Annotated in this window: 23 protein-coding genes and 2 rRNA genes; 9 read left to right on the plus strand and 16 right to left on the minus strand. The window is 48.5% G+C overall.

The features are described from left to right. Nucleotides 1–106 (plus strand): 23S ribosomal RNA (locus B5P39_RS00005); the annotation flags it as partial. Nucleotides 107–234: 128 nt separating this feature from the next. Continuing rightward, nucleotides 235–350, plus strand: a 5S ribosomal RNA gene (gene rrf, locus B5P39_RS00010). Between the two features lie 228 nt (nt 351–578). Here rrf and hemB read toward each other — a convergent pair. The 12 genes from hemB to rraA all read right to left on the minus strand — a co-directional run bounded on the left by hemB (nt 579) and on the right by rraA (nt 11,304). Further along, nucleotides 579–1,589, minus strand: coding sequence for a porphobilinogen synthase (gene hemB / locus B5P39_RS00015; protein ID WP_088209981.1), 1,011 nt, complete (start codon nt 1,587–1,589; stop codon nt 579–581). A 9-nt stretch (nt 1,590–1,598) separates the two neighbouring features. Continuing rightward, a complete protein-coding gene (locus tag B5P39_RS00020) occupies nt 1,599–3,476 on the minus strand; it encodes a sensor domain-containing diguanylate cyclase (protein ID WP_088209982.1) in 1,878 nt (625 codons plus the stop codon). Then, nucleotides 3,469–4,272: a TatD family hydrolase gene (locus B5P39_RS00025; protein ID WP_088209983.1), complete on the minus strand. Its 804-nt coding sequence runs from the start codon at nt 4,270–4,272 to the stop codon at nt 3,469–3,471. Before B5P39_RS00025 ends, B5P39_RS00020 begins: the two co-directional genes overlap by 8 nt. After that, nucleotides 4,272–4,808 (minus strand): hypothetical protein, encoded by a 537-nt coding sequence (locus B5P39_RS00030; RefSeq protein WP_088209984.1) that lies wholly within the window; start codon nt 4,806–4,808, stop codon nt 4,272–4,274. The genes B5P39_RS00025 and B5P39_RS00030 overlap by 1 nt, the downstream gene beginning before the upstream one ends. A 44-nt stretch (nt 4,809–4,852) precedes the next feature. Then, complete coding sequence (gene tatC / locus B5P39_RS00035; RefSeq protein ID WP_011718487.1) at nt 4,853–5,602, minus strand: twin-arginine translocase subunit TatC; 750 nt, start codon at nt 5,600–5,602, stop codon at nt 4,853–4,855. A 3-nt stretch (nt 5,603–5,605) separates the two neighbouring features. After that, complete coding sequence (tatB, locus tag B5P39_RS00040) at nt 5,606–6,049, minus strand: Sec-independent protein translocase protein TatB (protein WP_086902291.1); 444 nt, start codon at nt 6,047–6,049, stop codon at nt 5,606–5,608. A gap of 6 nt (nt 6,050–6,055) precedes the next feature. Then, complete coding sequence (tatA, locus tag B5P39_RS00045; protein WP_011718485.1) at nt 6,056–6,313, minus strand: Sec-independent protein translocase subunit TatA; 258 nt, start codon at nt 6,311–6,313, stop codon at nt 6,056–6,058. Nucleotides 6,314–6,372: 59 nt separating this feature from the next. Then, on the minus strand, nt 6,373–8,022 hold the full coding sequence (gene ubiB / locus B5P39_RS00050; protein WP_011718484.1) for a ubiquinone biosynthesis regulatory protein kinase UbiB: 1,650 nt from the start codon (nt 8,020–8,022) through the stop codon (nt 6,373–6,375). Beyond that, complete coding sequence (locus B5P39_RS00055) at nt 8,019–8,639, minus strand: ubiquinone biosynthesis accessory factor UbiJ (RefSeq protein ID WP_088209985.1); 621 nt, start codon at nt 8,637–8,639, stop codon at nt 8,019–8,021. The genes ubiB and B5P39_RS00055 overlap by 4 nt, the downstream gene beginning before the upstream one ends. Beyond that, the gene (gene ubiE / locus B5P39_RS00060) at nt 8,639–9,394 is read right to left on the minus strand and encodes a bifunctional demethylmenaquinone methyltransferase/2-methoxy-6-polyprenyl-1,4-benzoquinol methylase UbiE (RefSeq protein ID WP_011624280.1); all 756 of its coding nucleotides are present in this window, start codon (nt 9,392–9,394) and stop codon (nt 8,639–8,641) included. Before ubiE ends, B5P39_RS00055 begins: the two co-directional genes overlap by 1 nt. Before the next feature lie 241 nt (nt 9,395–9,635). Continuing rightward, complete coding sequence (locus tag B5P39_RS00065) at nt 9,636–10,688, minus strand: formimidoylglutamase (RefSeq protein WP_088209986.1); 1,053 nt, start codon at nt 10,686–10,688, stop codon at nt 9,636–9,638. Nucleotides 10,689–10,818: 130 nt separating this feature from the next. Further along, nucleotides 10,819–11,304: a ribonuclease E activity regulator RraA gene (rraA, locus tag B5P39_RS00070; protein WP_011624278.1), complete on the minus strand. Its 486-nt coding sequence runs from the start codon at nt 11,302–11,304 to the stop codon at nt 10,819–10,821. 323 nt (nt 11,305–11,627) lie between these two features. Here rraA and B5P39_RS00075 point away from each other — a divergent pair, with 323 nt between their 5' ends. The 4 genes from B5P39_RS00075 (at nt 11,628) to B5P39_RS00090 (ending at nt 15,535) form a co-directional block, all read left to right on the plus strand. After that, complete coding sequence (locus B5P39_RS00075) at nt 11,628–11,876, plus strand: YgjV family protein (RefSeq protein WP_011073879.1); 249 nt, start codon at nt 11,628–11,630, stop codon at nt 11,874–11,876. Nucleotides 11,877–12,233: 357 nt separating this feature from the next. Next, nucleotides 12,234–12,746 carry a phosphatase PAP2 family protein gene (locus B5P39_RS00080; RefSeq protein WP_088209987.1) on the plus strand — a complete coding sequence of 171 codons (513 nt, stop codon included), beginning with the start codon at nt 12,234–12,236 and terminating at the stop codon, nt 12,744–12,746. 73 nt (nt 12,747–12,819) lie between these two features. Next, nucleotides 12,820–13,860, plus strand: coding sequence for an MJ1255/VC2487 family glycosyltransferase (locus B5P39_RS00085; protein WP_088209988.1), 1,041 nt, complete (start codon nt 12,820–12,822; stop codon nt 13,858–13,860). A gap of 139 nt (nt 13,861–13,999) precedes the next feature. Continuing rightward, nucleotides 14,000–15,535 carry a thioesterase gene (locus B5P39_RS00090; protein ID WP_088209989.1) on the plus strand — a complete coding sequence of 512 codons (1,536 nt, stop codon included), beginning with the start codon at nt 14,000–14,002 and terminating at the stop codon, nt 15,533–15,535. Nucleotides 15,536–15,550: 15 nt separating this feature from the next. Here the strand turns inward: B5P39_RS00090 and B5P39_RS00095 are convergent, their stop codons facing one another. The 4 genes from B5P39_RS00095 to B5P39_RS00110 all read right to left on the minus strand — a co-directional run bounded on the left by B5P39_RS00095 (nt 15,551) and on the right by B5P39_RS00110 (nt 20,377). Continuing rightward, entirely contained in the window at nt 15,551–16,162 is a 612-nt protein-coding gene (locus B5P39_RS00095; RefSeq protein WP_088209990.1) for a DedA family protein, read from the minus strand. Between the two features lie 168 nt (nt 16,163–16,330). After that, on the minus strand, nt 16,331–17,251 hold the full coding sequence (locus tag B5P39_RS00100) for a manganese-dependent inorganic pyrophosphatase (protein WP_011624271.1): 921 nt from the start codon (nt 17,249–17,251) through the stop codon (nt 16,331–16,333). Nucleotides 17,252–17,394: 143 nt separating this feature from the next. Next, nucleotides 17,395–17,856: a YhcH/YjgK/YiaL family protein gene (locus tag B5P39_RS00105; RefSeq protein ID WP_011718475.1), complete on the minus strand. Its 462-nt coding sequence runs from the start codon at nt 17,854–17,856 to the stop codon at nt 17,395–17,397. A gap of 127 nt (nt 17,857–17,983) precedes the next feature. Then, nucleotides 17,984–20,377, minus strand: a complete 2,394-nt coding sequence (locus B5P39_RS00110) for a TonB-dependent receptor plug domain-containing protein (RefSeq protein WP_088209991.1) — start codon at nt 20,375–20,377, stop codon at nt 17,984–17,986. 306 nt (nt 20,378–20,683) lie between these two features. Here B5P39_RS00110 and B5P39_RS00115 point away from each other — a divergent pair, with 306 nt between their 5' ends. The 3 genes from B5P39_RS00115 (at nt 20,684) to B5P39_RS00125 (ending at nt 23,437) form a co-directional block, all read left to right on the plus strand. Continuing rightward, nucleotides 20,684–21,739, plus strand: a complete 1,056-nt coding sequence (locus B5P39_RS00115; protein WP_088209992.1) for an alpha/beta hydrolase — start codon at nt 20,684–20,686, stop codon at nt 21,737–21,739. A gap of 143 nt (nt 21,740–21,882) precedes the next feature. Further along, a complete protein-coding gene (locus B5P39_RS00120) occupies nt 21,883–22,458 on the plus strand; it encodes an LON peptidase substrate-binding domain-containing protein (protein ID WP_088209993.1) in 576 nt (191 codons plus the stop codon). Between the two features lie 52 nt (nt 22,459–22,510). Continuing rightward, complete coding sequence (locus B5P39_RS00125; protein ID WP_088209994.1) at nt 22,511–23,437, plus strand: pseudouridine synthase; 927 nt, start codon at nt 22,511–22,513, stop codon at nt 23,435–23,437. Nucleotides 23,438–23,493: the final 56 nt, after the last annotated feature.

The raw sequence follows: 23,493 nt of genomic DNA on the forward strand, positions 1-23,493 counted from the left end.
AAGTCCACTAAAGAGCCGTTCGAGACTAGGACGTTGATAGGTCAGGTGTGTAAGCGTTGTGAGGCGTTGAGCTAACTGATACTAATGACTCGAGAGGCTTAACCATACAACCCAGATGGGTTTTACTAAGTAGTACTTAGCTTGAATACAAACACTTAAGAAGTGCAACTCAAACAGCTTTCCGAATTTAATTTACTGCCTGCAAAACAAGACGGGTAGTGAATAACAAATTTGCTTGGTGACAATAGCATTGTGGTCCCACCTGATCCCATCCCGAACTCAGAAGTGAAACGCAATCGCGCCGATGGTAGTGTGGGGTCTCCCCATGTGAGAGTAGGTCATCGCCAAGCGCCTAATTTTCTCGTGAAGAGAGCATGAAGCCAGCTGAATAAGCTGGCTTTTTTGTTTTTGGCTTTTTCAATTTCTTCTATTCTTCCTTTTATTCGCCTCTGCGAAAACTATACTCATTGCCTGCTTATCGATTTGAACGATAAAGAGTCGTTCCAAGAGCTTTGTTCGAGCCAATAAAAAGGGCAGCGTATGGCTGCCCTATGCTTAGAATTGTTTTCTAAACCCGATTATTTAGCTTCTTTTAGCCACTGTGCTGCACGTTTGGCAAAGTAGGTTAGGATGCCATCTGCGCCAGCGCGTTTGAAGCATAGCAGCGATTCCATGACGATGGCCTTTTCCGCTAACCAACCATTTTGAATGGCCGCCATATGCATGGCATATTCGCCACTCACTTGGTATGCGAAAGTGGGCACTGCTAATTCGGTTTTTACGCGGTGAACGATATCTAGGTAAGGCATACCAGGCTTCACCATCACCATGTCTGCGCCTTCTTGGATGTCTAGCGCAACTTCATGCAGCGCTTCATCGCTGTTGGCCGGATCCATTTGGTAGCTATGTTTATTGCCACCTTTTAGGTTGCCTGCTGAGCCGACGGCATCACGGAAGGGACCATAGTAGCTTGAGGAGTATTTGGCTGAATAGGCCATGATTTGGGTGTTTACATGGCCTGCAGCTTCCAGGGCTTGGCGAATCGCACCAATACGACCATCCATCATGTCCGATGGCGCAACAATGTCTGCACCCGCTTCGGCATGGGATAATGCTTGTTTCACTAAGATCTCAGTAGTGATGTCATTCAGGATATAGCCTGTTTCATCGATAATGCCGTCTTGACCGTGGGTTGTAAAAGGATCTAAAGCCACGTCAGTCATGATACCCAGCTGTGGGAAGGCCTTTTTCAGTTCACGCACGGCGCGTTGCACTAAAGCGTCGGTATTGTAGGCTTCTTCTGCCATCAGCGATTTCTTCTCTGCTGGCGTAACTGGGAACAGGGCAATTAACGGAATACCGAGTTCGACTAGCTCTTCGGCTTCTTTTAACAGTAAGTCGATAGAGTAGCGCTCAACCCCTGGCATTGAAGCAACTTTTTCACTGCGATTAGTGCCTTCGAGCACAAACATGGGATAGATCAAGTCATTGACTGTTAGATGGTTTTCAGCCATCAGGCGACGGCTAAAGTCATGTTTACGCATGCGGCGCATTCTGCGCTGAGGGAAGGCACTGGTAATGATGTTCACATTAGACTCCTAAGTAGGTTCTGTTTGTGCTGGCGCATACAATTTGACTTGATTGCGTCCGCTATTTTTTGCCTGATAGAGTGCCTTGTCGGCTTGCTCTAATAATTCGGTACTGTGTTGGTCGTTACTGATCACGTCGGCACTGACACCGATACTCACGGTCAAGGGAATGGGCTTTCCTTCCCATTCTAGGCCGATGCTAGTCACTGCATCTCTTATGCTTTCAGCGACTTGAATGGCGCCTTCCGCAGTCGTATTGGGGAGAATAATAGCAAACTCTTCACCACCAAAACGTGATACTAGATCGGTTGGTCGTTTTAAATGTTGCTGCAAGGTTGTCGCAATCACTTTTAAGGCCTGATCCCCTGCTAGGTGGCCGAATTGATCGTTAATCGATTTAAAGCGGTCGATATCCAGCATCAGTAAGGCGATGGGGGTTTCTTGGCGACGGCTGATCCGGCTCTCGGCGAGTAGTCGTTTATCAAAGGCGCTGCGGTTTTTCACGCCGGTTAAGCTATCGATAGTGCTCTGTTCGGTAAGTTTTTGGTTAACTTCATGCAATTCGCGCAGGGTGATCTCAAGCTCTAGGGTACGCTCTTGCACCATCTGTTCGAGTCTTTCATTGGTTTCCGCTTCCACTTTTAAGGCTTCTTCGCGCGCACTACGGATCTTTTGTGCTTGCTTGAGGGCTTCCTGTTGAATGCGGAGCTTAGATTTGCGCTCATCGTTATAGCGGATAGCGAGGACCAGCGACATAAAGATGATTTCGAAGGTGAGCCCAAGCATCACCGGCGTTTGCGGCTTGATATTGAACTCGATAACACTCAAATAGAGTAGGCTGCTGATGCAGGCGCCAGTAAGCATACTCACCCAGCCGATGGTATAGAGCTTTGCCAGCTTTTGACCGTTAATGGCTTGTATGATGGCGAGTATCATCATGATGATGCTGAGTATCGCTACCGAGATTATCTCGATATACAGCACGGTTCCGTAGCGCAAAAAGGGGACTAAAAGCCCAACAAGAATAATGTAGACCGCGCTGTAGCGGCACATTAATAACATCCGGCGGTTATAGTATTTCAGTTGCAGGATTTTCTCGGTGAACATTAGGGCAAAGGCCATCACTAGAGGTAACAGCACGGGCACCATCAGTTGCTGTAACGCTGGCCAATTGGGCCAGAGAAAACGGAATGCATAACCATTGATCGTGGCCACTAATAGCGTCATGCATAGGACATAACCTGAGTAATAGCTATAGCTGAATGAACCAGAGGCCAAGGCGATAAACAGACTGAAAATCCCTATCGCGGCGAGCACGCCGAGCTGAAAGCCATGCTCAACGGCAGTTGATTCGGCAATTTGAGCTAAATCATTGGCTGACCAAAGGCTGAGAGGTATTGCCGCACTGCCTTCGGTAACGATGTGTAGATAGAAGGTATGTTGCTCATTGCTGCTTAGTTTAAAAGGATACAGAAAGATATTGCTCGGCAGTGGGCGGTTCTTATAGAGCAGTGTATCCCCCATCTCTGTGGTGTTGATGAGTTGGTTATTCACCAAATGGAAGATGGTCACTCTATCCAATAGCGGATTATCGAGGGCGAGAATGCGTGCAAGACTCTCATCACCACTCGTCAGGTTTACGCGAAGCCAAAAATCATGTTGGCTGAGGCGTTGAATATCATCACTGGTAAACTTGTGCCATTGCGACTTGGGCAACGCCTGAATATCGTCTAGCTGAGAGTTAGCATTGGAGTGCGTCACCATCAACCACGGGGTTAGGTTTAGTGGTGTAGGCGTGTGCTCATCTATGCTCATTGTATTGGCAAAGCTGCCAAATGATATGAGCATACCGAGTAACAAAACCAATAAACTGCCGAACTTAGCCATTCGCTTGACTCAAATTAAAAAAGGCTAGGCTATTTTGATAGCACTGTTTGGCAAATTCAGCCGCATTTTCACCCCGCAGATTGGCAATATATTGCGCGATATAGGGTAAGTATTCGGGTTTATTTTTACTGGACTTAGGCTTGGGCCGCATACTGCGTGGCAGCAGGTAAGGGCTGTCTGTTTCAATCAATAAACGCTCTTTCGGAATAAACGGGACGAGCTCGGCAAGTTCCTGGCCGCGCCTCTCATCACATACCCATCCTGTAATGCCTAGATGTAGATCGAGCTCAATATAGGCTTCCATCTGGGCATGTGTGCCAGTAAAGCAGTGCAGTAATGCTCCGCTGAGATGAGGGCGGTATTCTTTAACAATACTTAAAAAATCAGCGTGGGCATCTCGTTCATGCATGAGTACCGGTTTTTTGAGTTCAACCGCGAGTTCGAGCTGGTCGATAAACGCTTGGCGCTGGGCCGGGCGAGGGGAGAAGTCCCGGTTGTAGTCTAGTCCGCATTCACCGACGGCAACGACTTGTGGCGCTTGGCAGAGTGTGGTTTGTAACTGTTTGGAGTCCGTCTGCCATTCGCTAGCATGGTGGGGATGTACGCCTGCGGTGCAGTAAAGCTGGTTGGGATACTGTTGGCATAATTGAATGGCGGCGGTGCTTTCAGTTAAATCGCTGCCAATAACAATTAACGGCGAAACCCCTTGGTCCGCCGCTGCTTGTACGATTTGCGCTATGTCTGGTTCGAGTGCGCTGCCAAGCAAGTTGACAGCGATATCTATATAAGATGACATTATTTTAGGCGCTTTACCCTCACCTTAGCATTACGACTTTCAGTGCCCATTAAGAAAGAGCCAAGCGCGGCTTTTTCGATAAATACCTTTTCACCGACTTTTAGATTGAATTTACGGTTTTCGGTTTGTTTCCAAACTTGGCCATTGGTAAAGGTAACTTTTAAAGCGCCGTAGGCATCTTCTGCTATTGACTCCACATCGAGATAAATCTTGTCGGTCGTATTTTCTTGGACGCGTTTAACTTCCATACCGAAATTATCTTCGATATTGGTCGCGGCAGCTGCAGCTGCAACAGGAGCTGCAGTCGCCACAGCTGCAGGGGCTGCTGTGGGTGTGACAACGGGGGCGACCGCTATCGGTGCCGTGGTGTTATTGGTCACTGTGGTGACTTGAATGCTTGCCGCGAGGTTGTCATAACATACCAAGCGCTCGAGCTTGTCCGTTATCCCTGCACATTGAGTTAATTGCTGCTCAATCGCGGCATTAGCCTGTGCAGATACCAGTAACACTGCACCTGTCAGTAGAGTAAAACGCATCCCAGTTTCCTTATTATTATTTTCCTCTAATGCCGATTAAGGCATTAGTCGTTCGTTGATTCTTCTTCGTCGGACTCGTCATCAGCTTTACTGTAAAAACGAGCCGCAAATAATCCGCCTTCGAACAATAACAGCATTGGTACGGCAAGCATAGTCTGGGAGATAACATCCGGTGGCGTTAACAGCATGCCCACCACGAATGCGCCGACAATGATATAAGGGCGTTTTTGTTTGAGATCTTCAGGCGTGGTGACACCCGCCCAGCAAAGCAGGACTACGGCAACCGGGATTTCAAAGGACAGGCCAAAGGCAAAAAACAATTTCAGCACAAAGTCGAGATAGCTGCTGATGTCGGTTGCTACCTGCACACCCTCGGGGGCCGTGTTGGCAAAGAAGCCAAATACCACAGGGAATACAACGAAATACGCAAAGGCGATCCCTAAGTAAAACAGCACTGTGCTACTGAATAGTAGCGGCATGACTAAGCGTTTTTCATGCTTATACAAACCCGGCGCCACGAAGGACCAAATTTGATAGAGCACGTAGGGTACTGCCACAAAAAATGACAGGACTAACGTCAGTTTGAAAGGGGCGAAGAAAGGTGCGGCGACATCGGTCGCAATCATGCTGCCACCTAAGGGCAAAGACTGCATTAAAGGGATTGCCATGTAGTGGTAAATATCATTTGCCCAATACACGCTACAAATGAACACGATTAACACACTGGCAATGGATTTAAGCAGCTTGGACCTGAGTTCAAGCAAATGGCTGATAAGTGGCTGCTGTTGCGACATGAATTATCCGTTAGCTTTCGGGTTGGAACGGGTATCCTCGCCCTGATTGGATTCGCTAGTGGGGGCGGAGGAAGCCGAAGGGCTCGCCTCTGTAGAAACACTCTGGCTCGCAGGGTTGTGGATCTGGTTTTCCGGTGCGGGAACATCTTGCACTTGGTAAGGACGATTCACAGACTGTGCTGCTTGCTTTAACTGGTCGATCGACTCTTGCAGTTCGGGTGAGAGGTTAGATAGACCTTTACTCTCTGCTTTTTTGAGGTCGGCGTGCAACTGCTCGATCTTTAGCTCTTGCTCAAGTTCTTCTTTGACTGAGTTGGCCATGCGTTTCATCGCGCGGATCCAACCTGTTACTGAACGTACTGCAACCGGTAGACGTTCGGGGCCAAGTACCACAAGCCCCAGAACACCGATCAGCAGCAGCTCCATAAAGCCGATACCGTCAAACATAAAGAGTTACGCCTGTTCTTTGTTAGACTCAGGTTTCTTTTCAGTCGCCTGTTGGGTTGGTTGTGCAGTTTGTGCTGTTTGCACTGATTTTGCTGCTTCAGCATCTTCTAACGCTTTTTTATCTTCATCTGAAGACATGGCGTTTTTAAAGCCCTTAACAGCACCACCTAAATCACCACCCAAAGAGCGTAATTTCTTTGTTCCAAACAATAAGACAACGATTAACGCGATGATAAGAAGTTGCCAAATACTAATGCCACCCATGAAGGTATCCTCTTAATTGATATCGGTTCTATTATGAACCTCTGATTAATTAGTGCTAGCTAAAATTTACGATTCTTTGGCCTAGATCGCCATCCGATAATCCACAACACCGCGCCTGAAATCAGACACACGTAAGGGCTCCACAGTGTAGCGTCTTGGTTGAACAATAACGTGCCGCAGATCAATAAAATTGCAGAAGTGATGAGCAAGTAATTACTCTTGTGTGCTTGCTGCTGATATTTCAGATACTTATCTAGCATTTGTTGCTGAGAACTCAGCAATTTCCTGCCTAATTTAAGGTTATCGTAAATTAGCTCAGGGAATTCCGGAAGCTTATCAGACCAATATGGCAGTTTTGTGGATACCTTTTTAAACATTGCCTTAGGGCCCACTTGCTCGGCCATCCACTGTTCTAAAAAGGGTTTCGCCGTTTGCCAGAGATCCAGCTGCGGATAGAGCTGACGTCCTAAGCCTTCGATATAGAGTAATGTCTTCTCGAGCAGCACGAGTTGAGGCTGCACGACGATATCGAAGTGGCGTGCGGTGCGGAATAGTTCTAATAACACATGGCCGAAGGAGATTTCATCTAAGGGCTTGTTAAACATAGGTTCACAAACGACTTTGATGGCTTGTTCGAAGGCTTGTAGATCGGTTTTTTCCGATACCCAACCCGACTCGATATACAGCTGCGCGATACGGTGGTAATCACGATTGAAAAACGCGAGGAAATTTTCCGCTAAATAGCGCTTATCGACTTCGCTGAGAGTGCCCATAATGCCGCAATCAAGGCCGATATAATAAGGATTCTCGGGATGTTCGCGGGAGATAAAAATATTCCCTGGATGCATATCGGCATGGAAAAAGTTATCGCGGAACACTTGGGTGAAAAACAGCTCCACGCCACGCTCGGCCAAGAGTTTAAAGTTAGTGCCCTGTGCCTTCAGCGCGGCGATATCCGACACCGGAATACCGTAAATGCGCTCCATCACCATTAAACGTGGATAGCAAAACTCTTCGTAAACATACGGAATATAGAGCGCGTCTGAGTCGAGGAAGTTATTGCGCAGCTTAATGGCATTGAGTGCTTCAAGCTTAAGATTGAGCTCACCTAAAATAGTCACGCGGTAATCTTCAATCACCTCAGAGGGGCGCAGGCGATTCCCTTCACCGAGGAGATAATCGATGACCTTAGCCGTTTGCGACATCAACAATAAGTCGGCTTGGATTTTAGTTTCTACATTCGGGCGCAGCACTTTTAATACCACGGCCTTGCCGTTGGATTTAAGCGTGGCGGTATGCACTTGGGAAATCGAGGCTGAGGCTAATGGTGTTTCGTCAAAGTCGTCGAAGTAGCTCTCGATGGGGGCTTTAAGTTCGGCTTCAATCGCTTGACGCGCCAAAGCGCCATCGAAGGGCGGAACTTTATCCTGCAACATGGCAAGCTCATTGGCCCACTCATCGCTGAGTAAGTCACGGCGGGTTGACAGCATTTGCCCGAGCTTAATATACACGGGGCCAAGCTCTTGCATCGCCAGCTTTAAACGCTCGCCACCGGATTTGCCTTTGTGCTTATTGCGGATCCAAAAAAGGCTGTTGCGTGCGAGTTTAAAGTACCAAGGGGTCATCTTTGGCGGTAATACGTCATCTAACCCATATTGCAGTAGGGTTTTAATGACATGATAACCGCGGCGGATACTGGCAAGGGTCATGGCTTAATTTGGTCTCTTAATTTGGCAATCCGTTGTTCGAGCGCACGAGTATCGTCAACTAAGTCATCCATTTGATCGCAAAAATGAATGAGTTCAATCCGGTGTGGCGCAAGGCGATATTCTTCGATAGCAAGTTGCCCCAAATGCGAGCGGGTCTTACGCAGTACCTCAAGTGCTAAGGTTTTAGCCTGCAGTCCCGTGCTCAGCAGTTTATGGGTCGGCCCATCGCCTAAATAGCGCGACAGTGGCTCGGCAAAATCAAACTCTATGCTACGCAGATAATGGCTGAAGCTTTGTAACAGATTGAGGTCACCTTCGAGGCTGAGCTTATCTTGCTTGATGAGTTCGGTGAGGTTAGCACCCTCTGTCACGCGGTAGAGCGTCGTAGCATCGGCATGCAGACTGACATCCACATCGCCTTCATAGCGACTCAGCACTTGAATTTCTTTGGCGAAGACTAAGTAAATTGGCCAGCTGAGTTGTGATAATTGAATGCGAAAGACTTTGCCATGTAACTGACGCTGGCGAGCATAGGCGTCGCCAGCTTGGGTCTGAAGTTGCTTCAGACCCATCTCAATGGCGGCGCAGGCAAGTAACACCACTTCTTGCGGCATCATTAGAATTTATAACCGCGGTGCAGGGCAACAATGCCGTCGGTCATGTTGGTGTAATCGACCTGTTCAAAGCCCGCATCGACCATCATTTGCTTGAGGGTCTCTTGGTCTGGGTGCATACGAATCGACTCGGCTAAATACTCATAGCTGTCCGCGTCTTTCGTAATGATTTCACCCATTTTCGGCAGCACTTTAAAGCTGTATAAGTCATAGACTTTACGCATCAACTCGTGCTGTGGCTTAGAAAACTCTAACACTAATAACTTACCGCCAGGCTTAAGCACGCGGTTCATTGAACGCAGCGCCGCGTCTTTATCGGTCACGTTACGCAGACCAAAGGCGATCGTGATGATATCGAAGTGGTTATCGGGGAAAGGCAGCGCTTCGGCGTTGGCTTGCACATAGCTCACATTGCCAACGATGCCGCGGTCACGCAGTTTAGTGCGGCCCACTTTCAGCATAGAATCGTTGATATCCGCTAATACCACTTCACCTTTTTCGCCCACTAAATGGGAGAACTTAGCGGTTAAATCGCCAGTACCACCCGCAAGGTCGAGTACTTTCATGCCGGGGCGCGCGCCAGAGACTTCAATGGTGTAACGCTTCCAAAAACGGTGAATACCGAAGGACATAACGTCATTCATGATATCGTACTTGGCGGCAACCGAATGAAACACGCCGGCAACGAGATCGGCTTTTTTATCCGCCTCTACGGTTTTATAACCAAAGTGGGTATTTTTAGATTCGCCCTCAGACATCAATGTATTCCTATTGTTTTGCAAAGTATTAGTGGCGAGTGTAAGCCATCGCCTGCATTTGCTGAATCTTTGATCTATCACTCTGTGATCGAGTTAGTAAACTCTCCTCAAGGCGTTGGCTTGAGGCGTTTGGCATTGGCCAATGTTGAGTGCGCCGACCCGATAAAATGGATTGGCATTAGACCACAATATCAGGATTTGGTGAATAGCTTAGCGCCCACAAGGGCGCAAGCTTAACATGCTATTGGGCTAAAAAATGACGCCTTGCCTGCACATAGGCATAGATTAACTCGCTGATACTCTGGCCGACATCCCTAAATCCGGCTTCAATTCCCGCCTCATGGCAGCTCGGCGCGGCTTCGGCTAAGTGCAAATAAGCACAGGGACAATGGCTGGCGATGTAACTGATATAGTGCGCGGCATCGAGCAGCGGAATGCCCGCCGCCGTTGAGGCGCTGCTGGGCATTTTTGCTATGGCATCGACATCGAGCTCTAATCCAACGGGCAGGGCGGTGTGATTGAGTTTGCCGGCAATCTCCTGTAGCGCCTCAGCGAGGCTCACTTCGCGACGAATCCAAATCTGTTGCAGGCTATGCCAAGTGCCACCAAAGTCAGACAGTTGCTGTAAATTTGCCTCGCTGTTTTTGAGCTCGTGTAAACCGAGCACATGGTAATAACCCAGCGCGCCGCGATCGGCCGCATAACTAAAGCCATTACCGCTGTGGCGCCCTTCGAGTAAGCGAAAATCACTGTGCGGATCTAAATTCACCGCGGCAACTTGGCGTTGATAATGGGCCGAAGTCGCCATTAACAGACCGTAGGCATTGTTGTGACCGCCGCCAATCAGTATGGGTTCAAGCCCTGCTGCTTGTATGGCGCTAACGATGCTAATCACCCGTTCATCGAGTTGCTCAACCGCCTGGCGTAGTTGGGTTAGGCTCGCGCCTTCGCCATCTTGCGCCTGTAATTGCAGATCCGCCGTATGAACTTGCCCTAAAATCAAGCATTCGGCGCCCGAAAGAAAACGATTCGACTGTAAATTCAACCATTGGCGCATGCTGGTGGTAAAGGCATCGGTGGCACCGCCTCGACCTAGGTTAGCTCTAGGGCCGATATCTTCCCCAACACCTAAAATGGCAAATTGCGCCCCGTGGGCTTTAGCGGTGGCGAGTATCGCCTCGAGCGGATGTTCGTGATTGGCCAAATGCACACATTGACCAATTTTGGTTTCACCCGCTCTTGGGCTCACTAAGCTGGCGACATCGGCTTGTGTAAATGGAATAAATTCAGACATGGATTCGTATTCTTATCGGTAGGGACTGGGATATTGTGGCGTACCCAAGGACGAATATTCAATGGGACTTAGCGAAAAACAGCCAATAAAAAAGCCAGCTTAGCTGGCTTTCTTGATAGGTAATTTGTCATTACTCAATGTCGAGTGGTTCTGGCGACAGGATAATGCCAGTGTTGTCGGCATAGATATGATCGCCTGGGAGGAAGGTTACGCCGCCAAAGTTGACCGGAATTTCCACTTCGCCCACTGAATTGCCATCGGCACCCACTGGAATTGAGGCAAGGGCTTGAATGCCGATATCTAATTCTTCCAGCGCATCCACATCGCGTACTGAACCGTAAACGATAATGCCTTCCCAGTTGTTGTTGACTGCGATTTCAGCGATAGATGCATCGATCAGGGCGCGGCGTAATGAGCCACCACCGTCAACCAGTAAGACTTTACCTTGGCCATCTTCTTGTAAGACCTCGGTGATTAGGCCGTTGTCTTCAAAGCACTTAATTGTGCTGATAGAACCGCCAAAAGAGCTACAACCACCGTAGTTACTGAACATGGGCTCGACTACATCTACGACATCTAAGTACATGTCACATAGTTCTGAGGTGTTGTATTCCATATTTACACTCCTATTGATCCGCGTTGCGTACAGTTTAGCGAGTTTACGCCAGTATAAAAGGGATTACTGAAAAGAAAAGTGTTATCAATCACGGTATTGTTGCACTTGGGGGTTAACACTTCTGTTGTAAACTTTCGTCACTTAACAGGGGGTTGTCCTCAAAACTTGATATCGGTCATTAAATAACGGTTTTTTATTACAACTCTGTTGCGTGTTTTGGTATTATATCCCAAGTTTAAATTAACTTACTTAACTTAATTTGCTTTAGGGGCAAGGACCCCCCGTTACGCTTATGGACGGTAGAGGGCCTTCGAGAGGTGCCTATGGAAGCTGTAAACACAATTGAAATTATTGGTTATTTTGCCTCAGTGATGGTGGCAATTTCACTTATGATGAAGAACATCATCTGGTTAAGATGGTTAAACTTTGTCGGCTGTACCCTGTTTGTAATCTACGGCGTATTTATTTCAGCCTGGCCAGTTGCAGGTATGAACGCTTTCGTAGCCTGTATTAATATCTATCATCTGACGAAAATTTACCGCGCCAAAGCGTTGGAACAAGCCGTCGCTTGAAGGTTTTCTGACAGTGTTGCCCAAGCTTAGCATCAGGGCAGCACTGTATCTCCCGGCACGTTTTCCTTAATCTTTGCAGTCATTACTTCATCCCTCGCGATTCATTCCCTCTGCGCTAGTGTCATAAAACTTTAGGCCTGATGTCACTTTGCCGTCATCGGGAGTTCTTAGTCTCACCTTAACACTGAGTACTTAAGCAATATCTGTTTAAGTCGCCATAGGGTTTAGCGTGGGGTTCTATCGTGAAATAGTCGTCTGACAGGGCGTTAAAATATGCAGACGCTAACGGTTGTCGAGAGAATGCACTCATTAACATCGCCATGATACTCGCTGGCATGCCAGCAAGGAGCCTGTTTTATGTTGAGTTACATTACAGACTTAGATAAGCGCATGTTTTATCGCATTGTAGGTTTGAGCCAACGTCACGGTGTTTATGACTGGGCGAAGCGGATATCGGCAACTGGAGATGGGCATGTGTATTTGTATCTTGCCGTCGGGTTGATGCTGACACACTCCCAAGGACAGAGCCTGTTCAATCTGCTGTTGGCGAGTTTTTTGGTTGAATTGCCGCTGTACTTATTACTCAAAAATAGCATTCGCCGCACTCGGCCCTGTCACGCATTGGTTGGGTTTGAGAAGGGATTCGAACCTTCAGACAGATTCAGCCTACCTTCGGGGCACACGGCGGCCGCCTTTGTGATGGCCACGAGTGTGGCGCAGGTGTATCCCGTGGCTGCGCCTCTTGCTTACCTGTGGGCACTCAGTATTGGTGCTTCACGCATCGCACTTGGGGTGCATTACCCTTCTGATATTGCTGCAGGCGCCGTGTTAGGTACGGGTGCTGTGCTGCTCGTGCATCCTGTGATTTAACCCAAATCAGGCGCTTATTCGTTGGATATCTCCTTGATTCACCACTCTTTCATTCACAATTAAAGGATAAGCAATGCGAATACTCTACGGAGTTCAAGGCACAGGGAATGGCCACCTAAGTCGTGCTCGAGTGATGGCAAAAGCCTTAATTGAGCACAATATTCAAGTCGACTTTTTGTTTTCGGGGCGTAAGCCTGAGCATTTTTTCGATATGGAGTGTTTTGGGGAGTATCGCGTACAGGCGGGAATGACCTTTGCAACCCACTCTGGGCGGGTGAATGTGCCACAAACGGTAAGACAAAATTGCTCCTTGTCATTGCTTAAGGATATCCAAGCATTGGATTTGAGTTGCTACGACCTAGTGCTGAATGATTTTGAACCCGTATCCGCATGGGCGGCGAGGCGTCAAGGAGTCCCTTCTATTGGGATAAGTCATCAAGCGGCCTTGACGCATCCTGTACCTAAGTTGGGAAGCACTTGGTTTAATGAGTTACTACTCAACTATTTTGCGCCAGTAGATGTGGCACTGGGGTGTCATTGGCATCATTTTGGTTTTCCGATCCTACCTCCCTTTGTTGAAGTCGATGCCAGTCCGATTGAACATACCCATCAAATCTTGGTGTATTTACCCTTCGAAGAGGCGGATGCGATCGCCGCATTTTTTAAGCCATTTACGGATTATCAGTTCTTGGTGTATCACGCTAAGCAGCCGACTGCACCGCTCGCCGACCATATTCAATGGCATGGTTTTAACCGTGACGGATTTAAACAGCACTTAGCGAGCTGCGGTGGGGTGATTGGTAATGCGGGATTTGAGCTGGCGAGCGAGGCGCTGACCTTAGGTAAGAAGTTGTTGGTCAAGCCGCTGATTGGGCAATTTGAACAGTTGTCGAATGTTGCAGCGCTCCAATTATTGGGCGCGGGTGACAGTATGATGAGTCTGGACATGGGCGTGGTTAAACGTTGGCTCAAGGCGGCATCGCCAAATCCCATCGCCTATCCGCAGGTGGGCGATGCCTTAGTGAAATGGATTTGCAGCGGTCAGTGGCAACATACCGCGCCATTGTGCGATGACCTTTGGAGTCAAGTAAAGCTGCCCGACACCTGGCGCTAACTCGAGTAAGCATGATGATAAAAGGCGTCGTCGACTCTAGCTGGAAATTTGGGGTTAGCGTATAATTTGGCCAATTTTGCTGTTAGCCCCAGCAGCGTGTCTATATTGGCCTAGTCTGGCCACAATTTAGTTGTCATAAATGAGCCTTAAGAAGTTTACGCAGTACAAGTTACTGTTTTTAATGTTGTTGTCCCTCGGTATTTTGCTTCCTTTTATTCCTGACCAAGCCTATCACATCCCCGGCCCTGATATTGCTACGCAAAATCTGCATGTGATTGAATTTAATGATCAAGGTCAGCCCCATAACGATGGACAATGGCAAGGACTCAAGGCGCGGATTTTACAACCCAATAATGGCACGGCTCCCGAACTGCTGATTTTTGTCCACGGCTGGCACCACAGCGCTAATCCAACGGACGAAAACTTTGTCGCGTTCGAGCAGTTTTATCAGCAGATGGCGGCATCCGACTCCCAGCGTAATCTATTGGGTTTATACATAGGCTGGCGAGGCGACAAGCTGGATCCCTTCTGGCTCGATGGCTCAGAGGATGCCACCAGTTGGATTGAGCCGCTGGATTTTCCGACCATTTTACAGCGTAAAGCCGTGGCCAAGCGCATAGGGAAAACTGGGCTATCGCAGTTGCTGGATAAGCTGGATGGGTTAGTAGCTGAGCATCAATTACTGCGTTATACCGTTATTGGTCACAGCCTTGGCGGCTTAGTGGTGCTGCACGCCAGTAAAGATAGAATCAAGGCGGCCATCGATAATGAGCAGGATAATCCGAATCTTTTCTTACTGTTAAATCCTGCCGCGCCGGCGCAGGATTTTAAGCCACTCGATACGCTGATGAGCTTAGATAGGCAAAAACCGAGTATGGTAGTGCTGCAATCTAAGGGTGATTTTGCGGTAAAAGAGGCCTTTAATTACATCAAGGACGGCGAGCGGGCGCTGGGTAACTCTTGGGCTATTACCCACGATATCGATAAATGCTCTGGCGGTAATTGTTCGACTCCAATGAAGATGCCTTCGGCATTAATGGCTCACGATCAAATTCCAGGTTGTATGATGACCTTGCCGCATTCGGGCTGGAAAATCCGTGCTCGCCTGCAGGCGCGGCGCAGCGTGCAAACCTGTCCTGACGCCAATATGCAGGCAGTATGGGTGCTGGCCGTGTCCGATGAAATTGTCTCTGGGCATAATGGTATTTTAACGCCTGACCACGCCAAGGCGCTGTCTGAAGTCATGGGTATGATTGATTTATATCGAAATCAACTGCCTAAACATGCGGTCGAAAGCCCTGCGAATGAAGATTTAGCCACGTTGGCACCAGACTCTGAGACAACAAATACCAGCGATACACAAACCAGTGCCCCAGCAGAACCCATGGTGCTAGTCGAGCCGCTACCTGAAGGCGAACAACCTAAGCCACAAGAGGCTCAAGCACCGAGTGAGGTGAGTCCCCCAGTTACGCCGTCACAAGCCGATGAACAAATACAGCCGCAAGCGACGGATGGTAAACCGAGTGACGTTGATGATAAGACCAAACAAGAGGCAACAGAGTCCACGGACAAGCAATCAATAATCAATGCCGAACCTCAATCTCAGAAAAATACTGCTAACGAGACTCCGTCGAATGAACCGACTCAGCCTCAACCTAAGGTAGAGACTGAGTAAAGGATCGTATTCGCCTTACTGATTTTTAACCTGCCATTTACGCCAGCTAAAATGAAGTAAAAGGACTAAAAGCAGGCTAACGATCGCCCATGTAGGGTATTTATGTTGATGATAAAACGCGAGTATTGGGGCGATTTCATCGCGGATTAATACTGGGCCTAAGCCAAAAAGTGTTACCCAAATGCTGGTGGCGAGTAGGTTGCCCATCACGAATCGCTTAAAGGGCATTTTTGCTAGCCCACAGCCAATAAACATAAACTGCTTAAGCCCCTCGACAAAACGGCTGAGCACTAAGGCTGCAATACCATATTGGCCAATTACACAGTGAATTTTGTCTTCTAGCTGCTGCTTTATCCAACCTTTTCGTAGCAATACCTCGCCGAAGCGGCGACCGATAAAGTAGCCTAAACTGTTGCCACTTAGGGCAGCGGCGCAGGCAACAATGAGGACTAATGGCAGCGACATTTGCCCCGTCGCGGCTAATAAACTGGCAACAATAAGTAATGATTGTCCCGGTGCAGGAATCCCAAATCCCTCGACGGCAATGGCCACGAATAGCAGCAGATAACCGTATTGCTGCAACCAAGGTGTCATTTCGGTGATTAGGTGTTGTAAGGCTTCTGGCATGATGAAAACAGAGTGCGAGAATGAATCATCCCATCTTACTCGGCGTTGCCAAATTTAGGATAGCTTTATGAGCAAAGTTTCATGCCGATTTTATGGTGGTGACTAAACCGAAGGCACAAAAAAGCCGAACTGAGTTCGGCTTTTTATGTATTACAACTAAATGGTCGCCTAAGCGAAAGCGGCCTGCAGTTGTGGCACAACTTGCTTCTTACGGCTTAATACGCCGTCTAACCACACTTTGCCATCGACTGGGGTTTTGCCGTAGGCACGGTTAACCAGATCTGCATCGTCAGACACCACTAACAGCTCTGAGCCTTCTTTCATAATGTCGGTCAGCAGTAACAGTACGCTGTGACGGTTGCCTTCAACCTTCAGGGCTTTGATATCGGCTTCCAGCTCGGCTTTGATTGAATCAAATACTGACAGATCAATCACTTCTAACTGGCCGATACCCACTAAGTTACCGTTCATGTTGAAGTCTTTAAAGTCGCGCATTACGAGGTCACGGGCTGGCGTGCCTTCAACAGCCGATTTTACCTTGAACATTTCCATGCCCAGCGCTTTAAAGTCTTCAACGCCAGCGATTTCGGCTAAGGCTTCAACGCAGCGGATGTCTGCTGTGGTGCAGGTAGGTGATTTGAAGATCACTGTGTCGCTCAGAATGGCGCACATCATGATGCCAGCGATATTTTTAGGGATGGCAACTTGGTGGAAGTCGTACATCATCTTGATCACTGTGTTGCTGCAACCAACAGGGCGGATCCAGCACTCTAAAGGCGTATCAGTGGTCAGATCGCCTAATTTGTGGTGATCAACGATACCTACGATAGTCGCTTGAGCGATATCGTCCGGTGCTTGAGTCAGTTCAGAGTGGTCAACAATGTAGACCTGCTCGCCAGCATAGCTGGTTTTGTATTCTGGCGCTTCAAAGCCAAAACGCTCCAGAATGAAAGCGGTTTCGGGTGATAATTCACCTAAACGTGCGGCAACGGCTTCTTCACCGATTTGGTTTTTTAAATAAGCTAACGCGATAGCACCGCAGATTGAATCAGAATCGGGGATCTTGTGACCGACAACGTACATAGGCATTTCAGGGACTCTCCTTTAAATTTGTGGCAATTTTAACAATATTTCGCCCGATTCGGAAATAGCCAAAGCGCATATCACTGCGCCCTTAAGTCGCTATTCCACTAAAAACCGACCGCTGGCTGTGGCCATCATTCACACAGCTGTTAGATCTTCACTTTAATCACGACTTTACGCACCGCTGTCGGTGTATCACTCGTGCCGGGCATATGCATATCGCCGGGGAAAAATAATGCGAACATACCCGCCTTTAGCTGAATGTAGGAGGCGTTGGCTTTATTCGACTCGTAATCGAACTCGGCGTAATCGTGCTTTTCGAAATAAGGTTTTGATGGGGTTTGGCCGGCCAATGGTAGATAACCAAACTCTTCTTCGCCACTGACCACATACTGCACATCGATGTATTTTTGATGTACTTCAAAGGGTTCGGTTGATTGTGGTTTGGTGTGGTAATCGTTGACTATCACGAAAATATCTTCGCCATCGAGGGGATAATTGCCAACGGGCAATTGGCTAAAGTCAGTGCTGGCAAGATGCGCTAATGCCGTGGCAATGCGCGGGCTGAGTGATTGATAAATATGGCGATTAGCTAAGGTATCGACAATCATGGGGTACTCGATATGGCGTAAGTAAATGAGTGAATTGTAAAGATTATAATCAGTTCACCGCCGTTAGAACATAAGCGATAGACATAAAAAAACAGGCCATAAATGGCCTGTTTTCATTGTTTGCGGCTTAGTAAGTGTACTTGGCCTCGAGGAAGTAGTATCCCCCATTAAATCCAAACGGTGTATTGGTTAACGGATAGACGAAAATACCATTGAAGTTATTGTCATCTGGGCGTTTTTCAGGATACACATCAAACAAGTTTTGTACGCCAGCGGTGAAGCTTAAGGCATCGGTTGCGGCGTAGCGCACGGATAAATCCATCACCCATTGGTCACTGTAATTCACATCACCCGTTGAGTAACCCACAGTGTAATCGCCGAAGTAGCTGAGGCGAATGTTCGTCTTAAAGTCGCCTAATTCATGGGTCAGACCTAGGTTACCCGTATTGTGTGGCGTGGCCGAGGTCATGCGGGTTTGTTCGATATTATCGAAGAGTTTAGGGCCGAGTCCGTCCAAAATTTCAGGGAAATGAATATCTTGGATTTCAGTTTTGTTATAGGCGTATGCCAAGTTGGCGCGTAAATCGCCCCAATTGCCGAGATCAAAATCTTGGCTCACCACTAGATCGACACCGCGAGTACGAGTATCGACGGCGTTAATAAAGAAGCGCGCAGATTCAGCATTGGTATTGGCCAGCGCCGCAGCAACTGCCGGTGAGTCGTTTGGCGTCACTGAGCTTGAGAGGATAATCCTGTCATCGATTGAAATCTGATAGGCATCCAAGGTTAGGGCTAGACCCGTATCATTGGTGTACACCAAGCCTAAGCTGAAGGATTGCGACAGCTCTGGGTCGAGCTCGTTAATGCCTAGGGCTTTAGTCACTGGCGATAAGGTGTTGAAAGTGCCTGATTCTGTTGGCACTAACTGGCCCGTAGTCGGATCAGGATTAAACAGGGTCGAGATATTGCTGAAGTACAGCTGTTGCACGCTCGGCGCTCTAAAGCCTGTGTTCACTGTGCCGCGCAGGGCTAAATGGTCGGTGAAGTCGTAACGGCCCGCGAGCTTCCAACTGGTGTTGCCGCCAAAGTCTGAATAGTTTTCGTAACGCAGCGCCGCCGCCCAATAAAACTCTGTGGTTAATTGGTTTTCAAGCTCGACATAAACACCGGTATTGTCGCGAGTCTCATCGACTTCCGATTCAGGCGTAAAGCCAGTGAAGCCTTGGCTGCCCGCAGCACGGTTATCATAACCGCCATTGGTATATGAACCCGGTTCGCCCGCCTCAATCTGATAACCGTTTTGGCGCCAAGAGACGCCCGTCGCCACTAAGATCTCTGAGTCATTGGCAAAGTTATAGTAGCGTGAGGCATCGATATTCAGATTTGCTTCGCTGGTGGACAGGGTTCCAGCATCGAATTCCGTCGGGCTATCTGGGCCGAGTGATGCGTTTAAGGTGTTTACAATGTTGTATTCGAACGAGTTTCCGCCATAGCCCGCTGAGGTGTCGATATTCCATTCACCGAGGGTGAATTCATAACCTAGGACTAATGATGAATCGATGATCTTAGGATTGATCTGCGGTAAAAAGCCGTCGGGATACAGTTCGGTCAAGTTACGAGCATCGAGCGCGCGGCGATAAAATGCGCCGGATTTGGTTTCACGCTGGCTAATGCCACCGAAGGCATAGAGTTTACTGTCGCTTGAGAAAGGCTGCGCTGCGTTGATAAATAAGCCTAAGTTATCGTATTCGGCGTCGCCCACTTGGTGGCTCTTGCGGTTGAAAGTCGCTTCACGCGGATCATCTGAACCGTCTGGCAGCTTAGGATATTGTTGGCGTGGATCTAAGCCTGCGCGGTTGGTGCTGTCTTTATGGTGAGCTTCAACGCCAATATTCACAAACCCGTCGTTGTTTAGGCTGATCCCGTGGTTTACACCAACGCGCCATTGTTCACCGTCACCCAGATAGGTTTGTCCCGCTTGAGCCGAGACGTTACCGCCTTGGTCGTTGTCTTTTAAGACTACGTTGATAACACCAGCAATTGCATCTGAGCCGTATTGTGCCGAGGCGCCATCACGCAGGATTTCGATGCGTTTAATTGATGTCATCGGGATTGCGTTCAAATCGACGTTAGATGAGCCCTTGCCGACAGTGCCACTTAAATGCACCAGCGCTGAACCATGGCGGCGTTTGCCGTTTACCAGTACGAGCGTGTGATCAGGTGACAGACCGCGCAAGCTGGCAGGACGCACCGCATCTGAGCCATCGGTGACCGATGAGAAGGGGAAACTGTAACTTGGCGCGGCAAATTGCAGCGCCTTAGCGGTTTCGGTCATACCGGTGGATTCGAGTTGCTCCGCAGTAATGATATCGACGGGGGCAACGCTGTCGGTTGCGGTGCGCAGGGCGATCCGCGAGCCAACCACTTCAATTTTCTCAAAGCTGCTGGCCTGTTCTTCTGCGTGTACGACAGGAAAAACCAAAGTTGAAGATACTGCTAATGCGATAACGGCTGGACGCATAAAACCTCTCAATGTGGAGTAACCTTTAGGCTGGAACGAAAACATTGAACCAACGAAAGTAACAATTCGATAGGGCGAAGGTTATCACTGTAACAATTGTTACATCTAGACAGAAAAGAACTAACTCAGAGCTTACTGTTCTAGATAATTCTTTAAAGCCAGTCGAATATGTCGCCACTTGGGTGTGATGGGCTAAGTGAATAAAATCATCTAGATCCATTAGGTGTGTTGAAGGTTTATCGCGCTTGGCGGCTGTGTTTTAATGGCACGAAACATCAGGTTTGAGGTACTTTAAGGAGTTAAGTTTTGCCCGCATTACGCTTTCTTGCAGGTCCTACGGCCTTTAACATTATCAGGGAACAAGGTCTGCATCCCGATGCTTTTACACAACTATTGGCTGCATCCGGTGGACCCAAATGGTTAGGGATTGCGGGTCTTGATAAGTATCTCTTCACGGAATTTTTTAAGCAGCGTAAGACACCGCTTTATACCTTAGGGGCGTCCTCTGGGGCGTGGCGTTTAGCCTGTTTGGCGCAGCAGGATCCACTACAAGCCTACGGACGTTTAGAGGATTACTATATTGGCCAGCGGTATGAAACCATACCGACACCGCAGGAAGTGAGCGAGCAGGTAAAAGGTATAGTCCAAGGCATTCTCGGCGAGACGGGCGGGCGCGAGATAGTGAATCATCCCTTTATTCACAGTCACTTAATTGCATGCCGGGCTAAACATATCAATCGCCTTAGCCATAAATTGCCCTTGGCAGCAGGGCTAGCGATGACGGCCGCGACCAACCTCATTAGCCGTAAAACCTTGGGCTGGCATTTCGAGCGAGTGGTCTTTAGCCAGCAAGTGGCATCATCGCCCTTTAAGCAACTTGCGGATTTACCCAGCCAGCAGGCGCAGCTCACCGAAACCAATATGAATTCAGTGATGTTAGCGACGGGATCGATTCCCCTAGTGCTCGCACCCGTGTCTCAAATTGAGGGCGTTGCCACAGGGCAATACTATGATGGTGGCATCACCGACTACCACTTCGATTTGCCCTTATCCCATGCTACGGGCTTAACCTTGTATCCGCATTTTTATCCCCATATGAGCCCAGGATGGTTCGATAAATCCTTAACCTGGCGCCGTGCAAGCACCAATTACCATAACGCCTTGGTACTGGCGCCTTCGGCGGAATTTGTGGCTTCGCTACCCTTTGGTAAGGTGCCCGACCGTGAAGACTTTAAGCAATTGGATACGGCGCAGCGAATGCAGTATTGGCGCCGCTCTGTTGCCTTGAGCGAGCGCTTAGCCGATGAATTTGCCGAGGTGTGTGCAAAAGGAAATATCACCGCACACTTAGCACCGCTGTAAGGCGAGAGCGGCAAGCAAGCCTAAATTCTTTTTTGCTGTCAGCGACTTTAGGAAGGAAATTATTTCTCCTGCTACACTCTAAACTAATAAGGGATGCGGCTAGTTTTTGAGCGTTTCCTTCTATGAGTGGGCAGGAGGTTGCTATGCAAACACGAGAAATGGCGTTAATTATGCGCGATGCCTTGTTGCTGCCACAGGGAAGGATTGAGGTTCGCGTGGTAGAGCCGGGTCAATTACGCATGGTCGCGGATGTGTTAAAAGGCAAATACGATTTGGCCTTTGCGGCGATGAAACCCAGTGGGACTCCGCCCTGTTATCCCACTGCCACTCAGTGTGACATCATCGATTTTAATCAGCTGGAAGATGACTCCCTCAGCATAGTGTTAGAGGGGCGTCAAAGAGTCAGTATTCTCTCGGCGGCACAGACGAAAGATAAGCTGTGGATATCCCGCACTTTGCCCTGCCAAAATTGGCAGGAAGAGCCAATAGAAGGGGAGTTCGAGCTGATCAGTGCCGCATTGGAACAATTCTACGAGGTCAATCCTGACTTGCTGGAACTCTATTCCCAAGTGCATTTAGAGGATGCGGCTTGGGTGAGCCAACGTTGGTTAGAAGTGCTGCCCATGTATAACCGCGATAAGCTAGTGCTGGTGAATCAACCCGACTGCCACAAAACCATGGATTTTGTCCTGCAACTCATCAAGTCCCATGTGGACTGAAAAACCACACAGAGGCTAAAATAGCGGTTCATTATCGCCGCTAGTTGTTTCTATGACTCAAACCGCCCGTGCCGCCCAACCTTCCTTTGTAGTGCTTCCCTTAGAAGTGGTTGATAAACCAACCGTATTTGCTTTTTTGATCGAGCATTATGCCCATATTGGCGAAGCTGTTTGGCGCCAGCGGATCCTCGATGGCAAAGTGCATTGGCAAGACGGCAGCTTAATTGGGTTGGATACTCCCTATCGCCCGACGGCGAGGGCTTACTACTACCGTGAAGTCCCCGTCGAGGCACAAGTCCCCTTCGAGTCGCCGATTTTGTTTCAAGATGACAATCTTATCTTGGCCTACAAACCGCATTTTTTACCTGTCACCCCGAGCGGCGATTATGTGAATGAGTGCCTAGTACACAGATTACGCTTAAGCACTGGGATAGACACTATCGCTCCAGCCCATAGGTTAGACCGGGAAACTGCAGGCGTTATCCTGATGACGACTCGCCCTGAGACGCGGCATATTTATCATCAGCTATTTATCGATGATGCGATCCGTAAAGATTATCAAGCGATTGCCAAACTCACCCCAGAGATTATGGCGCAATATGCCTGTGGCGAATTAACCTTGCCACTGCATTGGACGGTGAAAAATCGCATGCAACGCAGTGAGCCCAGTTTCACCATGAAGATAGTCGAAGGTGAGGCAAATACGCACTCTGAAATCAGCTTAGTAGCGATTCATGGGGAGTTTGGTTTATTCGAGTTAAGCCCGATTACGGGTAAGACGCACCAGCTGCGGGTCCATATGCAAAGCCTCGGTATGCCATTGTTAAATGACCGCTTTTATCCGACCTTATACCCTAAAGGACCGGATGATTTTACCAAGCCGCTACAACTCTTGGCGCAGCGATTACGTTTTGTCGATCCTGTCTCTGGCAACAAACATGATATTCAATGCGAACATTTGTGCCTGAAAGTTGATTAATGATGCATATTTGTTATTGGCGAGTGTTTTATTGGTGGCAATAGATCTGGTTTTGA

This window comes from Shewanella sp. Shew256, from assembly GCF_002196695.1.
Taxonomy (GTDB): domain Bacteria; phylum Pseudomonadota; class Gammaproteobacteria; order Enterobacterales; family Shewanellaceae; genus Shewanella; species Shewanella mangrovisoli.

Excerpts from the sequence above, each read along its gene's own strand:
- B5P39_RS00025 (WP_088209983.1), bottom strand. The coding sequence starts at position 4,272 with ATGTCATCTTATATAGATATCGCTGTCAACTTGCTTGGCAGCGCACTC.
- B5P39_RS00020 (WP_088209982.1), bottom strand. The coding sequence starts at position 3,476 with ATGGCTAAGTTCGGCAGTTTATTGGTTTTGTTACTCGGTATGCTCATA.
- B5P39_RS00120 (WP_088209993.1), top strand. The coding sequence starts at position 21,883 with ATGCAAACACGAGAAATGGCGTTAATTATGCGCGATGCCTTGTTGCTG.
- tatA (WP_011718485.1), bottom strand. The coding sequence starts at position 6,313 with ATGGGTGGCATTAGTATTTGGCAACTTCTTATCATCGCGTTAATCGTT.
- tatB (WP_086902291.1), bottom strand. The coding sequence starts at position 6,049 with ATGTTTGACGGTATCGGCTTTATGGAGCTGCTGCTGATCGGTGTTCTG.
- rraA (WP_011624278.1), bottom strand. The coding sequence starts at position 11,304 with ATGGAATACAACACCTCAGAACTATGTGACATGTACTTAGATGTCGTA.
- B5P39_RS00105 (WP_011718475.1), bottom strand. The coding sequence starts at position 17,856 with ATGATTGTCGATACCTTAGCTAATCGCCATATTTATCAATCACTCAGC.
- B5P39_RS00065 (WP_088209986.1), bottom strand. The coding sequence starts at position 10,688 with ATGTCTGAATTTATTCCATTTACACAAGCCGATGTCGCCAGCTTAGTG.
- tatC (WP_011718487.1), bottom strand. The coding sequence starts at position 5,602 with ATGTCGCAACAGCAGCCACTTATCAGCCATTTGCTTGAACTCAGGTCC.
- B5P39_RS00110 (WP_088209991.1), bottom strand. The coding sequence starts at position 20,377 with ATGCGTCCAGCCGTTATCGCATTAGCAGTATCTTCAACTTTGGTTTTT.
- B5P39_RS00095 (WP_088209990.1), bottom strand. The coding sequence starts at position 16,162 with ATGCCAGAAGCCTTACAACACCTAATCACCGAAATGACACCTTGGTTG.
- B5P39_RS00055 (WP_088209985.1), bottom strand. The coding sequence starts at position 8,639 with ATGATGCCGCAAGAAGTGGTGTTACTTGCCTGCGCCGCCATTGAGATG.
- B5P39_RS00090 (WP_088209989.1), top strand. The coding sequence starts at position 14,000 with ATGAGCCTTAAGAAGTTTACGCAGTACAAGTTACTGTTTTTAATGTTG.
- B5P39_RS00030 (WP_088209984.1), bottom strand. The coding sequence starts at position 4,808 with ATGCGTTTTACTCTACTGACAGGTGCAGTGTTACTGGTATCTGCACAG.
- ubiE (WP_011624280.1), bottom strand. The coding sequence starts at position 9,394 with ATGTCTGAGGGCGAATCTAAAAATACCCACTTTGGTTATAAAACCGTA.
- ubiB (WP_011718484.1), bottom strand. The coding sequence starts at position 8,022 with ATGACCCTTGCCAGTATCCGCCGCGGTTATCATGTCATTAAAACCCTA.
- B5P39_RS00085 (WP_088209988.1), top strand. The coding sequence starts at position 12,820 with ATGCGAATACTCTACGGAGTTCAAGGCACAGGGAATGGCCACCTAAGT.
- B5P39_RS00125 (WP_088209994.1), top strand. The coding sequence starts at position 22,511 with ATGACTCAAACCGCCCGTGCCGCCCAACCTTCCTTTGTAGTGCTTCCC.
- B5P39_RS00075 (WP_011073879.1), top strand. The coding sequence starts at position 11,628 with ATGGAAGCTGTAAACACAATTGAAATTATTGGTTATTTTGCCTCAGTG.
- B5P39_RS00080 (WP_088209987.1), top strand. The coding sequence starts at position 12,234 with ATGTTGAGTTACATTACAGACTTAGATAAGCGCATGTTTTATCGCATT.
- B5P39_RS00100 (WP_011624271.1), bottom strand. The coding sequence starts at position 17,251 with ATGCCTATGTACGTTGTCGGTCACAAGATCCCCGATTCTGATTCAATC.